The organism is Xanthomonas sp. NCPPB 1068 (assembly GCF_041479385.2).
Taxonomy (GTDB): domain Bacteria; phylum Pseudomonadota; class Gammaproteobacteria; order Xanthomonadales; family Xanthomonadaceae; genus Xanthomonas; species Xanthomonas cannabis.
Window position 1 is genome coordinate 1,667,545 of record NZ_CM192986.1, and the last position, 13,849, is coordinate 1,681,393.

Annotated in this window: 12 protein-coding genes; 5 read left to right on the plus strand and 7 right to left on the minus strand. The window is 66.9% G+C overall.

The annotated features are described in order from the left end of the window. Window positions 1–5 precede the first annotated feature (5 nt). From rpsB to ACCQ12_RS07210, 7 genes are all read right to left on the minus strand, one after another. Window positions 6–809 (minus strand): 30S ribosomal protein S2, encoded by an 804-nt coding sequence (rpsB, locus tag ACCQ12_RS07180; RefSeq protein WP_372383260.1) that lies wholly within the window; start codon window positions 807–809, stop codon window positions 6–8. A gap of 440 nt (window positions 810–1,249) precedes the next feature. Next, window positions 1,250–1,957, minus strand: coding sequence for a fimbrial biogenesis chaperone (locus tag ACCQ12_RS07185; protein WP_372383261.1), 708 nt, complete (start codon window positions 1,955–1,957; stop codon window positions 1,250–1,252). Window positions 1,958–1,959: 2 nt separating this feature from the next. Beyond that, a complete protein-coding gene (locus tag ACCQ12_RS07190) occupies window positions 1,960–2,268 on the minus strand; it encodes a hypothetical protein (protein ID WP_372383262.1) in 309 nt (102 codons plus the stop codon). A gap of 66 nt (window positions 2,269–2,334) precedes the next feature. After that, a complete protein-coding gene (locus tag ACCQ12_RS07195; RefSeq protein ID WP_184440041.1) occupies window positions 2,335–3,369 on the minus strand; it encodes a Csu type fimbrial protein in 1,035 nt (344 codons plus the stop codon). Then, on the minus strand, window positions 3,366–5,714 hold the full coding sequence (locus ACCQ12_RS07200; protein WP_372383264.1) for a fimbria/pilus outer membrane usher protein: 2,349 nt from the start codon (window positions 5,712–5,714) through the stop codon (window positions 3,366–3,368). The genes ACCQ12_RS07195 and ACCQ12_RS07200 overlap by 4 nt, the downstream gene beginning before the upstream one ends. 16 nt (window positions 5,715–5,730) lie before the next feature. Then, the gene (locus ACCQ12_RS07205; protein ID WP_372383265.1) at window positions 5,731–6,498 is read right to left on the minus strand and encodes a fimbrial biogenesis chaperone; all 768 of its coding nucleotides are present in this window, start codon (window positions 6,496–6,498) and stop codon (window positions 5,731–5,733) included. An 8-nt stretch (window positions 6,499–6,506) separates the two neighbouring features. After that, window positions 6,507–7,031, minus strand: coding sequence for a Csu type fimbrial protein (locus ACCQ12_RS07210; RefSeq protein WP_449367374.1), 525 nt, complete (start codon window positions 7,029–7,031; stop codon window positions 6,507–6,509). Window positions 7,032–7,348: 317 nt separating this feature from the next. On the opposite strand from ACCQ12_RS07210, the gene map reads away from it, so the two are divergent. From map to dapE, 5 genes are all read left to right on the plus strand, one after another. Beyond that, entirely contained in the window at window positions 7,349–8,125 is a 777-nt protein-coding gene (gene map, locus ACCQ12_RS07215) for a type I methionyl aminopeptidase (protein WP_039410342.1), read from the plus strand. After that, window positions 8,122–10,731, plus strand: a complete 2,610-nt coding sequence (locus ACCQ12_RS07220) for a [protein-PII] uridylyltransferase (RefSeq protein WP_166751387.1) — start codon at window positions 8,122–8,124, stop codon at window positions 10,729–10,731. The genes map and ACCQ12_RS07220 overlap by 4 nt, the downstream gene beginning before the upstream one ends. A 17-nt stretch (window positions 10,732–10,748) precedes the next feature. Then, on the plus strand, window positions 10,749–11,894 hold the full coding sequence (gene dapD, locus ACCQ12_RS07225; RefSeq protein WP_372383266.1) for a 2,3,4,5-tetrahydropyridine-2,6-dicarboxylate N-succinyltransferase: 1,146 nt from the start codon (window positions 10,749–10,751) through the stop codon (window positions 11,892–11,894). A 207-nt stretch (window positions 11,895–12,101) separates the two neighbouring features. Continuing rightward, a complete protein-coding gene (locus ACCQ12_RS07230) occupies window positions 12,102–12,458 on the plus strand; it encodes an arsenate reductase (RefSeq protein WP_372383267.1) in 357 nt (118 codons plus the stop codon). A gap of 248 nt (window positions 12,459–12,706) precedes the next feature. Continuing rightward, window positions 12,707–13,837 carry a succinyl-diaminopimelate desuccinylase gene (dapE, locus tag ACCQ12_RS07235; RefSeq protein WP_372383268.1) on the plus strand — a complete coding sequence of 377 codons (1,131 nt, stop codon included), beginning with the start codon at window positions 12,707–12,709 and terminating at the stop codon, window positions 13,835–13,837. Window positions 13,838–13,849 lie beyond the last annotated feature (12 nt).

Sequence of the window (13,849 nt, forward strand, 5' to 3'; positions counted from 1 at the left end):
GCCAGTTACTCGGCAGCGGCGGCGTCAGCCTTCTTGTCGCCCTTCTTGGCCGGAGCGCGACGGCCCTTGCCTTCGTCGCCGGCATCGGCAGAGAACTCTTCTTCGCGGACCGAAGCCGAGTTCGGCGCAGCAGCCTTGCCTTCCAGCACGGCATCGGCGGCGGCGCGTGCGTACAGCTGCACGGCGCGGATGGCGTCGTCGTTGCCCGGGATGGCGTAGTCGACCAGGGCCGGATCGTAGTTGGTGTCGACCACGGCGATCACCGGGATGCCGAGCTTCTTGGCTTCCTTGATGGCGATGTCTTCATGGCCGATGTCGATTACGAAGATCGCGTCGGGCAGGCGGTTCATTTCCTTGATGCCGCCCAGCGAGGCGTCCAGCTTTTCGCGCTCGCGACGCAGGCCCAGCACTTCGTGCTTGACCAGCTTTTCGAACGTGCCATCGGTCTCGGCCGCTTCCAGTTCCTTCAGGCGGGCAACCGACTGCTTGACGGTGCGGAAGTTGGTCAGCGTGCCGCCCAGCCAGCGCTGGGTCATGAACGGCATGCCGCAACGCTCGGCTTCTTCCTTGATGGACTCGCGCGCGCTGCGCTTGGTGCCCAGGAACAGCACGGTGCCGCGCTTCTGCGCGATCGAGGAGAGGAAGTTCATCGCGTCGTTGAAGAGCGGAACGGTCTTCTCGAGGTTGATGATGTGGATCTTGCCGCGCGCGCCGAAGATGTACGGCGCCATCTTGGGGTTCCAGTAGCGGGTCTGGTGGCCGAAATGGACGCCGGCTTCCAGCATCTGACGCATGGTGACTTGGGGCATTGCAGTAACTCCGTAAGAGCGGAATCGCCGTGCGCGGCCTTGACTTTTAGAGTCCGCGCATGGGCATGCGGACTGTTGCGAGGGACTCGCATCAAACGCACAAGATTCCGGGGTTGGGCTTCCCTGTTGCCTCCGCGACGAACCCCTTGTGAGGGCACCCCGGCGCGGATGGCGGCAGCAGGTGTGGATTCGTCGGTGACGTCCGACGTGAACGACGCAATGCGTGAGAGACGCAAAACAGCCGGCGGAGTATAGCCGGCTGGGTGACGTGGTGCAATTGGTATGGTTCTGAGGCAGCTGACAGTGATCGCTGGGGGATTCGGGATTGGAGATTGGTTTAGAGCGGATCGCGAATGACCGGTCGTGTCGCACATTCCGAAGGACGGCGAGGCCAGCAACGCTTCTGCGAATCCCCAATCCCGAATTTCCAATCCCGGCCCTCAGGGCTCCAGCGTCAGCGTGCTCTCGATATCGCCATTGACGCGTGCCACGAAGCGGCCGGTACCGGGGAGCAGGCTGGCCGGCAGTGCCCATTGCCGGGTCTGGCCTGGCAGCACATAGCCGGCCAGGTCGTCACGAATGCTGCGGCGGGTGCCGCCGGCATCGATGAAGGCCAGGTCGGCCAGGCGTGCGTGACTGAGCCCGGCATTGTGCACGCGCAGCGTCCGCTCGACGCCCTGGCCGGTCAGCGAGACCTGCAGGCGCGGATGCCCGCTTCCCGGTTCGCTGGGCAGCGCGAACACCGGGGTGGAGTAACGCAGCAGCTCGGTCTCCTGGCCGGTGGCGTGCTGGGTCACCACCAGGCGGTAGCTGTCTTCGATAGTCGCGGGGCTGGGGCCGAGGCGGATCACCCGCAACAACTGCCGGCCTTGCGGCGGGATATCGAACTGGCTGGGGCTGACGGTGGCGCCCAGGGCCGGTTCCAGCACCTCGCGATCGCCTTGCTGGCGCCAGCGGTAGAGCCTGGCATCGGCGCGCCACGGATGGGCGTCCTGGTTGTAAAGCCAGACGGCGGTCTGATCGGTGTCGGCCGGGATGTGCGCGGTGGTCGGTGCGATGGCGATTTCGGCACCGACGGCGCTGCCGCTGGTTGCCAGGACGGCCAGGCCCAGCACCAGCCAGACCCGACGGAAGCAGGACGTGGCCATGGTCAAAACGCAATGGTGGTGATGCGCGCCGCGCCGCTGGGCGCAGGCCCGGCAAGGGCGCTGGCGTCCTGGGCGGTGCTGGTAGGCGGCGGCGTCCCGGCGCCGGGCGCTGGTTGGGCGATCGCGACCGGGGTGCCGCGCGAGCAGCTGGCGCGCGGCGGTGTGGTGCGCAGCTCGCAACCGCTGAGCACGCGCAGGCCGATGTGCAGGGTGGAGTTTTCAGGGCCGCGGTTGCCGGCCGCGCTCGCGATGGAGGCGCTGCAAGCGAGGGCAAGCAAAAGCACGCGCTTCGGCAAGGTGACCGTCATCATGAAGGCAATCGTTTGCAGCGGATACGTAACAGATAGCGACGTGCCCCAAACGAACTTTATTAACTGTCAGTAAGTGATCGAGACTGTCACCGTGTCGTTGTAGGCGCCTGCGATAGGCAGCTGCGGAGCCGGGGCGCGTCCGTAGACGGTGACGGTCTGTGCCACCCCGTTGCCGGTGCCGGCCAGGGTGTCGACCCCGATGGTGGTGCCCCAGCGGCTGCTGCGGCCGGGGTCCTTGTAGAGCTCGTAAGTGATGTAGTTGGCGCTGCTGGCGTGGCGCATGCGGCGGGTGCTGCCACTGGCGTTGACGCCGACATCCAGGCCAATGTTCCAGGCGGTGCGGTTGGTGCAGGCCAGGCTGATGGTGGAGCTGCGGTCGATGGCGGTGGCGATGCTGCCGGCGATGCTGCCGAAATCCAGGTCGGTGGTGACATAGGTATTGCAGCGCGCCGGGACGCTGGCCGACGCGGTGAACGGGAATGCATTGCTGGCGGTCTTGGCGCCGCTGCCGCCGGTGGTGCAATTGGCCGGAACCGGCGGGACGCCAATGATGCTTTCGTTGTAGGCGTAGCGCAGCACGGTATCGGCACCACCGAAGTTGCTGGTGTGATTGCCGGTCGACAGGATCTGGTTGGCGGGAATGCGCCCGTACAGCGTGATGCTGGTCATCTGCGAGCCGCCGGTAACCACCGGAACGCCGTACGACAGCGTCAGCAGGCCCGGCGACGGGCTTGCCGACCCGGTGGCTCCCCAGACCTGGGTGCGTGCGGCGTCCTTGTAGACCTGGAAGTCCAGGCTGTCGCCGGTGGCGTTGAGCATGCGGCGCGGGGCATACAGCCCATTGCTCGCGCTGCCCGGGCCAAGATCCAGGCACAGGCTCACCTGCGCATACCCCAGAACGCTGAGCGCGGCGGTCGCGCACGTGACGTTGAGCGTGGCGACCACATCGGTCGTGCCATTGGCCGCGACATTGCCGAAGGCCATGGGCGTCCCCAGCGTGACCGTGCAGGTGGTGTCGGCGCGCGCGTGCTGGCTCGGTGCCAGCCACAGGCTGCAGAGCGTCAATGCAAGCAGGAGTGGCCAGCGCATCGTCGGTGTCATGGCGCGGGCTCTGTCGTGCAGCGCAGCGGGCCGACCCGCGGAATGCCGCCGGCCTCGGGCGGGTACGCGAACTGCGCCACGCAACGGCCCTGCGGCAGATCGACCAGGATGCGGTTGTCGGCCTGCAGATTGTCCAGATAGGTTTCGCCGTCGTAGCCGACCACCACGCGTTCGGCGTTCCCCTCGCGCTGCGCCACGCTGCCCACCGGCAATGCAGCGCCATTGGCATCGTGCAGGACGATCACCGCAGCGCGCACGCGGGTGATGCCGAAGCGCACGGCCACACCGGACTGCTGGCGCGGGGTCACCGTGGTGTCGACGCGGTCAACGCGCAGCTCCGCGGGCAGGTTCAAGGCGTCGATCGACAACTGATTGCGCTGCCACGACTGCAGGGGCGTCACCAGCAAGGTGCCGCGTGCGTCGGTGACACCGATCAGACGGTTTTCCAGCCGGACCGGAATGCCGGCCTGGCCGTCGGTGGAGACCACCGCAAACGCATCCTGGACGTCGCGCGCCGCAAAGCTCCGTCCATCCATCCATACCAGGCTGCCACTGGCGCTGGCATAGCCGAAGGTAGCGCCATCCTGGCTGGCCGCGCCGAAGTTGTAGCGGCCGACCCGGTTCAGCCAGCCCAGTTCGGCCAGCCCGCCACTGGCATCGTCGCCGGCGCGTGCCTGCAGCCGCCAGCCAATGCCGCCCAGGTCGCCGTCGCCGGGCAGCGGCTGGCTGACATCGGCGACAAAGCCGGTGCGGTTGCCACTGCGCTGCATCGAGGCACTGGCCTGGCGCAACTGGCCGAAGGTGGTCGACAGCGACAGATACAGGCTGCGATCGCTGCGCTCGTCCAGATTCTGGTTGCCGGACAGGTTGGCGGCCCAGTTGCGCCCGAAGCTGCGCGACCAGAACACGCTGGCATAGCGCGAGGTGTCGCCTTGCGGGTAGCTCAGGCGCACGTAGCTGGTGCCCAGCGAGCCGATCGGGTCGACATTGACGCCGAACGCGGCGCGGTCGCTGACGCGCGCCGGCAGGCTGCCCTGCAGCGCCCCCAGGTCGCGGTAGTCGCCGTGGGTACGCTGGGTGCCCAGGTTGACGTTGAAGCGCCGGTTGTTCCAGGCGTAGCCCAGCACGTACTGTCCGCCGCGCAGGTCATGCATGCGGCTGTGGGCGTAGGCAGCGTTGACCACCCCGCCTGCACCCAGCAACCACACTCCGCCCGCGCCGGCATTGATCACGCCGCCGCCGGCTTCGGCATGCGCCTCGACGGTGAAATCGTCGCGCATTCCCTTGCGCAAGGTGGCGCTGGCGATCGGCTGCGAGGCATAGGAAAACGAGCGCACCCCGTAGTCGCGACGCAGGTGGCCGATGCCGGCCGACCATTCGGAAATGCCGCGCGCCAGCAGTTGCGGCGTGCCGTAAAACGCGAAATTCAGCTGGCGCACGCGACCGAAGGCGTCGGTCACCACGATCTGCGCCTGGCCGGTGCCGCTGATGCCCGGTTGCGCGGCCAGCTGGAACGGACCGGCCGGCACCTGGCCGCTGTATTGACGCAGGCCATCGACGTAGAGCTCCACCGTGGAAGGCACCGCTGCTTCGCCCAGAAAACTGGGCGTCGGCGTCAGCACGCGATACGGCTGCAGCGCGTAATTGCGGCCGATCTGCACGCCCCCCAGCCGCAGCGAGCGGCTCCAGTCGACGAAGCCGCTGTAGAAGTCGCCCACCGTCAGGCTGGTGGCGCTATCGGGGAAATCCATCTGCCAGGCGCTGTCCAGACGCACCGCTTCACTGCGCCAGCGCTCGTCCTGCGGGCGGTCGTAGGCCAGAAACACCGCCGTGGTGTCGAACATGCCGCGGCCGATGCCGAAGCCACGCAGTTCGGTCGCCAGCGACACGTTGCTGGCACCGGTGGTGCGCGTGGCATACAGGTCGTAGTTGAGCAGGACGCCGGGCGATGCGGTGGCGCTGGGCGGGGCGGCTTCTTCGGGCTTGAGCACGGTGGTGGACAGCGCCAGCTGTGCCACCGGCACCTGCAGCGCGAGCCGCTGCAGGGCGGCGTCGTAGCGCACTTCCACGTCGGGCAGGCGATCCAGATCGACCGACTGACCCGGCGCGCGGTCGGCCAGGATGAAGCCGAGCTTGCGCAGGGTGTCCACCGAGGCCCGCAGATGGCCGTCGACCAGCTCGAACGGCGTCAGGCCGCGCTCGGCCTGATTCAGGGTGACCTCCAGATACAGCGTCTGCGGCTGCCCGGTGGCGGGTTGTGCGGTCTGATCGGGCAAGGCGTCGATATCGGCGAGGTCGCCGGCCGTCGCGTCTGCCCACCCGGTGGCGGCCGCCAGCAGCGTCATCGCCAGCCGGGCCGCATCACGGCGCCGTCGGCGCGGCCAACAGGGTACGTTCGTCAGCCTCACCATTGATCCTTGCGATGATGGCGCCGCGGGCGAACTGGGCCAGCGGTGCACCCAGCGACCAGCGCATGGTCTGCCCCGGCAGCACATAGCCGACCAGCCCGTTCAAGGCGGTCTTGGTGGCGCCGTCGACCCGGTGCTGCAGATCGGCGATCTGTGCATGCCCGCTGCCGGTATTGCTGATCTGGATCTGCGCAGTGCCGTCGCTGCCGGCCACTACCTGCGCGCTCAGGGTCGGGGTGGGCGCGGCCTTGCCGGGCGGCAGCACGAAGATCGGCACCGAGTAGCGCAGCACGAACTGCATGCCCTTGCGGTCGGCATCGGCGCTGGGTAGTTCGTCGACGATGATGCGGTAGCAGGCTTCCTGGCTGCCGGGTGCGGGCCCGGCACGGATCACCCGGATCAACTGGCGCTCGCCGGCGGCCAGGGTGCGCATCGGGGGGCTGATCAGCAGCTCCTGGGTCGGGGCGAGCTGGTCCTGGCCCTCGCGCTGGGTCCAGCGGTAGGCGCGGGTCTGCACCTGTACCGGCGCGCCGCCACTATTGCTCAGCCACAGCCCATCGGCGCTCTGTTCGGCGCTCAGGGTCAGCGAGGTCGGGGCCAGCTGCAGGCTGGCCGCGTGCGTGGCGGGCAGCGTCCAGGCACTGCCCAGCAACAGGCTCAGGGCCAGTCCAGTCAGGACCAGCCGTGCGCGCACAGGAAACCGCAGGGGAGGCAAGGGCATGCGTGGTCTCAATAGACGATCGTGGCGGTGATCGTGTCCAGGTAACTACCGGTGGCGGCATTGGCCACCGACGGATTGGTCACGCGGCCGTAGACCGGATAGACCTGGTTGAGGCCGGTGGCGGTCCGGCTCAGGGTGTTGGTGCCGGTGGTGCTGCCCCACACCGTGCTGCGCGCCAGGTCCTGGTAGAGCTGGTAGGAAATGAAGTTGTTGGTGGTCACCAGCGGGTCGGCGTTCTTCATCCGGCGGGTGGTCACGTCATTGGCGGTGCCGGCGTTGCTGCCTGCGCTCAGCGCGATGTTGTAGGGGGTCAGTGCGGTGCACTGGGCGGTCACGCTGCCATTGGCGTCGACATTGGCGGTCGAGGTGGACAGCACCGAGCCGAAGTCGACATCCGTGGCAGAGGCGGCCGTGATTGTGCAGGCCTTGGTCACGGCGATCTTGACGTTGAAGGTGGTGGTGTCTGCAGCAGTCGCCATACCGATGGTCGAGAGCAGGCCGAGGGACAGCAGGACAGGGCGGACAGTACGCATGGACATTTCCTTGACCGGTTGGGTCAGCAGTGACGCGACAACATGTCGCCCTCCCTGCAATGCATCAGCTGTGCCAAACATAACGGCGATTGCGCCGGCTATCCAGCTGTTTTCAAAGGCCAATCTGACAAATATGCGATGTCCTGCGGATGACTCCGTTCACGCCAACGTTGACGCGTCCGGGACTGCGTCACACATGAATGGGCGGGTGGCGGCGGTTTTCTGTTGCCCCGTCCGTTTGTGCGACGGCAATGCGACTTGAAAAAAGCCGCGCATGGGTCGTTCAGATTCAGCCCGTATCGGCGATAATCCGGGCCATGAGCGTCAATCTGAAAACCAAAGAAGAAATCGAACTGATGCGTATCGCCGGCCGTCTGGCCGCCGAGGTGCTCGATATCGTGGGCCCGCACGTCAAGCCGGGCGTCACCACGGCCGAGCTGGACCGCATCTGCCATGACCATATCGTCAATGTGCAGGGAACCATTCCTGCCAATGTCGGCTATCGCGGCTTCCCGAAGAGCGTGTGCACCTCGGTCAACAACGTGATCTGTCACGGCATCCCGAGCGCGGCCAAGGTCCTGAAGGATGGCGACATCGTCAATATCGATGTCACCGTCATCAAGGACGGCTGGCATGGCGACACCAGCCGCATGTACTACGTGGGCACTCCCTCGGTGATGGCCAAGCGCCTGGTGGACACCACGTACGAAGCCATGTGGCGCGGCATCCGCGCGGTCAAGCCGGGTGCGACGCTGGGCGATGTGGGCCATGCGATCCAGAAGTTTGCCGAGGCCGAGCGCTTCAGCGTGGTGCGCGACTATTGCGGCCATGGCATCGGCAAGGTCTACCACGACGAACCGCAGGTGATGCATTACGGCCGTCCGGGCGAAGGACTGGTGCTCAAGCCGGGCATGACCTTCACCATCGAGCCGATGATCAACGAAGGCACCTACCACCATAAGACCTTGCCCGATGGCTGGACCGTGGTCACCAAGGACCGCAAGCTGTCCGCGCAGTGGGAGCACATGGTGGCGGTGACCGAGGACGGCGTGGATGTGCTGACGCTGTCGGCCAACTCTCCCGCGCCGGTATGACGGCCACGCCGGCGGATCGACCCGACCCGGGCGTCGCCGGCGACGCGGACTGGGCCGCGCAGGCCCGTCCGCTGTTGGTGCACGCCGACATGCGGCTGTGCAAACGCTTCGATCAGGGCGAGCCGATCGAGCGGCTGGTGGCGCTGCGCGCACGCGCAGTCGATCAACTGATGCGCAATGCCTGGACGCGCTGCATTCCAGCCGACAGTGGCCTGTCGCTGCACGCGGTCGGCGGCTACGGGCGCGGTGAGTTGTTCCCGCGCTCGGACGTGGATGTACTGGTGCTGGGCGACACCGCTGCGCAGCAAGACCACGAGCAGGCGCTGGCGCGACTGTTCGCGCTGTTGTGGGATGTGGGCCTGCCGATCAGTCATGCGGTGCGCTCGCCTGCGCAGTGCACGGCTGCAGCGGTCGATCAGACCGTGCTTACCGCGCTGATCGAATCGCGCGCACTGGTGGCCGATGGCGCGGCGCGCGCGGCGCTGGCAGCGGCCATCGCGCCGCAACAGGTGTGGTCGCCACGCGATTTCTTCCAGGCCAAGCGCGAGGAGCTGCTGGCACGGCACGAGCGCTTCGGCGATACCGCCGACAACCTCGAACCCGACATCAAGGATGGCCCGGGCGGTCTGCGCGACCTGCAGACCCTGGGCTGGATGGCGTTGCGCGCGTTCGGAGTGAAGGATCTGGACGCGCTGGTCGGGCTGGGGCATGTGGGCCTGGACGAAGCGGCGGCGCTGCGGCGCGAGCGCGAGGAACTGGCGCGGCTGCGCTTTGGCCTGCATATCGTCGCCAACCGGCCCGAAGAACGCCTGCGTTTCGATTACCAGAAGACCCTGGCGCAGCGGCTGGGATTTGCCGACGACCCGGAAAGCCTGGGCGTCGAAAAGATGATGCAGCGCTTCTACCGCAGCGCGGCGCTGATCCGCCGCATCAGCGACCGGCTGCTGCAGCGCTTCGAAGAACAGTTCGATGGCGAAGCGGTGCCGGAGCCGATCGGCGGCGGGTTCAGCCTGCGCCGTGGCTATCTTGCCGCCGATGCAGAGACCTGGCCGGATGGCGACGTGCTGCAGATCTTTGCGCTGTTTGCGCAATGGGCGGCGCATCGCGAGGTGCGCGGGCTGCATTCGTTGACCGCGCGTGCGCTGGCCGAGGTCCTGCACGAGCTGCCGGCCTACGACGTGGCCGATGCGACGGCACGCGAGCGTTTCATGGCGCTGCTGCGTGGCCCGCGCGCGGTGGAAACGCTCAATCGCATGGCGCGGCTGGGCGTGCTCGGGCAGTGGATTCCGGCGTTTGCCAGCGTCTCCGGGCGCATGCAGTTCGACCTGTTCCATGTCTACACGGTGGATCAGCACACCTTGATGGTGCTGCGGAACATCGCGCTGTTTGCGGCCGGCCGTGCCGATGAGCGTTTTTCGATCACCCACGAAGTCTGGCCGCGCCTGCGCAAGCCCGAGCTGCTGTTGCTGGCCGGCCTGTTCCATGACATTGCCAAGGGCCGGGGCGGCGATCATTCCGAACTGGGCGCGGTCGACGCACGTGCGTTCTGCCTGGCACATCGCCTGAGCGAAGGCGATACCGAGCTGGTGACCTGGCTGGTGGAGCAACACCTGCGCATGTCGGTCACCGCGCAAAAACAGGACATCTCCGACCCGGAGGTGATCCATCGCTTCGCCACGCTGGTGGGGACGCGTGAGCGGCTGGATTATCTGTACCTGTTGACCTGTGCCGACATCGCCGGCACCAGCCCCAAGCTGTGGAATGCGTGGAAGGACCGGCTGCTGGCAGACCTGTACTTTGCGGCGCGCCGCGCCTTGCGCGAAGGCCTGGAGCATCCGCCGCCGCGCGAGGAGCGTCTGCGCGAAGCGCGCGACTCCGCGCGCGCGCTGATGCAGGCGCAAGGGCACGACGATGCCACCATCGACCGCCAGTTTGCCGGCATGCCGGACGAAAACTTCCTGCGCTTCCGCCCCGAGCAACTGGCCTGGCAGGCCGCATCGCTGATCGAAGTGGAGATCGGCCAGACCCTGGTCAAGGCGCGCCGTGCGGTGCCGGACAACGACGCGCTGGAAGTGTTCGTGTATTCGCCCGACCGCGATGGCCTGTTTGCGGCGATCGTGGCCACGCTGGACCGCAAGGGCTATGGCATCCACCGCGCCCGCGTGCTGGACGCACCGCACGATGCGATCTTCGACGTGTTCGAAGTGCTGCCGCAGGAGAGTTTTGCCGACGGCGACCCGCAGCGGCTTGCTGCGGTGCTGCGCCAGGTGCTTGCCGGCGATCTGCAGAAAGTGCGCCCATCGCGGCGCGCAGTGCCGCGCCAGTTGCGGCATTTCCGTTTTGCCCCGCGCGTGGAATTCAGCGAAAGTGCCGGCGGCCGGCGCACCCGCATCAGTCTGGTCGCCCCCGATCGCCCCGGCCTGCTGGCCGATGTCGCGCACGTCCTGCGCATCCAGCACCTGCGCGTGCACGACGCGCGTATCGCCACGTTTGGCGAGCGTGCCGAAGATCAGTTCCAGATCACCGACGAGCACGATCGCCCGTTGTCCGAATCCGCCCGGCAGGCGCTGCGCGATGCGCTGTGCGCCTGTCTCGATCCCGCCTAGTCCGTCCGGAGACCCCCATGGCCACCCCCAAGAAGACCACGCGCAAGCCCGGCGCCGCCACCACCGCCAGCAAGCGTGCAGCCACGCCTGCCGGCAAACCCGCCAAGGCCGCTGCGGCGGCCAGCGCCAAGCCGCCGGCAAGCGCCGCCGCCAGGCGCGATGCCAAGACGGCCGTTGCTAAGAAAGCGCCGGCAAAGAAAGTTGCCAGTGCTGCGCGTGTGGCCAAGCAGGCCACCCGCGTGGTCTCGGCACCGGCCGCCAGGAAGGCCGCAGCAGCCAAGAAGTTGCCGATCGCCGAGCAGGTCGTACAGCGCGCAACAGCGCATGTGAGCAAGGACGAATTGAAGCTCGGTATCGAAAGCGCCTTCGAGCGCCGCGCCAGCCTGACGGTGGACGAGATCGAGGGCTCCACGCGTGCGATCGTCACGCGTGTGATCGACGGACTGGAAAGCGGCGAATTCCGCGTTGCCGAGCCGGACGGGCAGGGCGGCTGGACGGTCAACGAGTGGTTGAAGAAAGCCGTGCTGCTGTATTTCCGCGTCAACGAGATGGCGGTGATCGATGCGCAGCCGGCGCCGTTCTGGGACAAGGTGGAATCGCGTTTTGCCGATTTCCACGAAGCCGACTTCCGCAAGGCCGGCGTGCGCGTGGTGCCGGGTGCCGTGGCGCGTCGCGGAAGCTATTTCGGCAAGGACGTGGTGCTGATGCCGAGCTTCACCAACATCGGCGCCTACGTGGGCGAAGGCACCATGGTCGATACCTGGGCCACGGTGGGGTCGTGCGCGCAGATCGGCGCGCACTGCCATCTGTCCGGCGGCGCCGGCATCGGCGGCGTGCTCGAACCGCTGCAGGCCAGCCCCACCATCATCGAAGATCACTGCTTCATCGGTGCGCGCTCGGAAGTGGTGGAAGGCGTGGTCATCGGCCATCACAGCGTGATCGGCATGGGCGTGTTCATCAGCCAGAGCACGCGCATCTACAATCGTGCCACCGGCGAGATTTCCTACGGCTACGTGCCGCCGTACAGCGTGGTGGTGTCCGGCCAGCTGCCGTCCAAGGACGGCTCGCATTCGTTGTACTGCGCGGTAATCGTCAAGCAGGTGGATGCGAAAACGCGGAGCAAGACCAGCGTGAATGAATTGCTGCGCGGGCTGGCGGATTGATCCATCGTGCATCGGGAGGAGGCCTGCGAGTTGCTCGCGCGCTGGACGCTTGCTTCCCTTCTCCCACCGGGAGAAGGTGGCGCGAAGCGCCGGATGAGGGTACGAGCGAAGCCTGATGCGCGTTCTGTACGGGGCTTCACCCGTACCCTCACCCCAACCCTCTCCCGGTGGGAGAGGGGCGTTATAGGCCGATTTTCCGGGATACAGATGACGACGCTCTACGGATTGAAAAACTGCGACACCTGCAAGAAGGCCACCAAGTGGCTGGACCGCTTCAATGTCGCCTATACGTTTGTGGACTACCGGGACAACACGCCGTCGCCGGAGACGCTGCTGGGATGGGCAGGCAAGGCGGGTGGATTCGAGGCCTTGATCAACAAGTCCTCCACCACCTGGCGGCAGTTGCCCGACAACAAGAAGACGCCCGGTTCGGATGCGGAGTGGAAGCTGCTGCTGCGCGAATACCCGCAGCTGATCCGCCGCCCGCTGGTGATGACCGACGACGGCGAGTTGAGTCAGGGCTTCTCCGATAACGGCTTCAAGAAGCGGTTCGGCATCGGCTGAGCGACTGCGGTTCCTACGGCGAGGCCGGAGCGCGCTGCCGCTGGTGTCGTTGCTGCCATTGGTTCGGCGATCGCCTGTTCGCTCATCCGTCCATCGCTCGGCAAGCCGGTCGAGGTGGCGTGGGCATGGCTCCCGGCAGCAAGGTATTCCGACCCCGCGACTGCGACCGCGATCGAACCACACCGATCGATGCAAATCCGCTCCATTCCATCAACGCCGCTGATGCGGCTCCACTGCGGTGACGTTTCATGAGCGATGTGCTGGACCTGACCTGTGACCTCATTGCACGTGCCTCGGTAACGCCGGTGGATGCCGGATGTCAGGCACTGATTGCGCGGCGCCTGGGCGCGGCCGGATTCGCCTGCGAGCACCTGCGCCTGGGCGAGGTCGACAACCTGTGGGCCACGCATGGCAGCGGCGCGCCGGTGCTGGTGCTGCTCGGCCATACCGATGTGGTGCCGCCGGGCCCGCGCGACGCATGGACCAGTGATCCGTTCGCGCCGCAGATCCGTGACGGCGTGCTGTACGGCCGTGGCGCGGCGGACATGAAAGGCAGCGTCGCGGCATTTGCAATCGCCGCAGAGCAGTTCGTTGCCGCCCATCCCGGGCATCCCGGCACGCTGGCAGTGTTGCTGACGTCCGATGAAGAGGGCGATGCCATCGACGGCGTGCGCCATGTCGCACGGCTGTTCGCCGAGCGCGGCCAGCAGATCGATTGGTGCATCACCGGCGAACCGTCGTCCACCGAGCGATTGGGCGATCTGCTGCGCGTGGGCCGGCGCGGCAGTTTGTCCGGCATGTTGAGCGTGCGCGGTATCCAGGGGCATGTGGCATATCCGCACAAAGCGCGCAACCCGATCCACCAGGCCGCACCTGCGCTGGCCGAACTAGTGGCGCGGCAGTGGGACGACGGCTTTGAAAGCTTCCCGCCGACCAGCCTGCAACTCTCCAACATCCACGCCGGCACCGGTGCCAACAACGTGATCCCCGGCGAGCTGCAAATGGCCTTCAACCTGCGCTACACCCCGCACTGGGACGCGCCGCGCCTGGAAGCGGAGATCACTGCATCGCTGGATCGGCATGCGCTGGATTACACGCTGCAGTGGCATCGCAGCGGCGAACCGTTCTACACCCCGGAAGGCCGCCTGCGCAGCGTCGCGCGCGCGGTGCTGGGCGAGTTCGCCGGTGCGCCGCCGGAAGAGAGCACCGGCGGCGGTACCTCCGACGCGCGCTTCATCGCGCCGCTGGGCGCGCAATGCATCGAAGTCGGCCCGGTGAACGCGTCCATCCATCAGGTGGACGAGCACGTCCGCGTGGCCGACCTGGAAGCCTTGCCTGCGTTGTATCGCACGCTGATCGAGCGCTTGTTGAGCGCATGAGGTGTCGGCGTC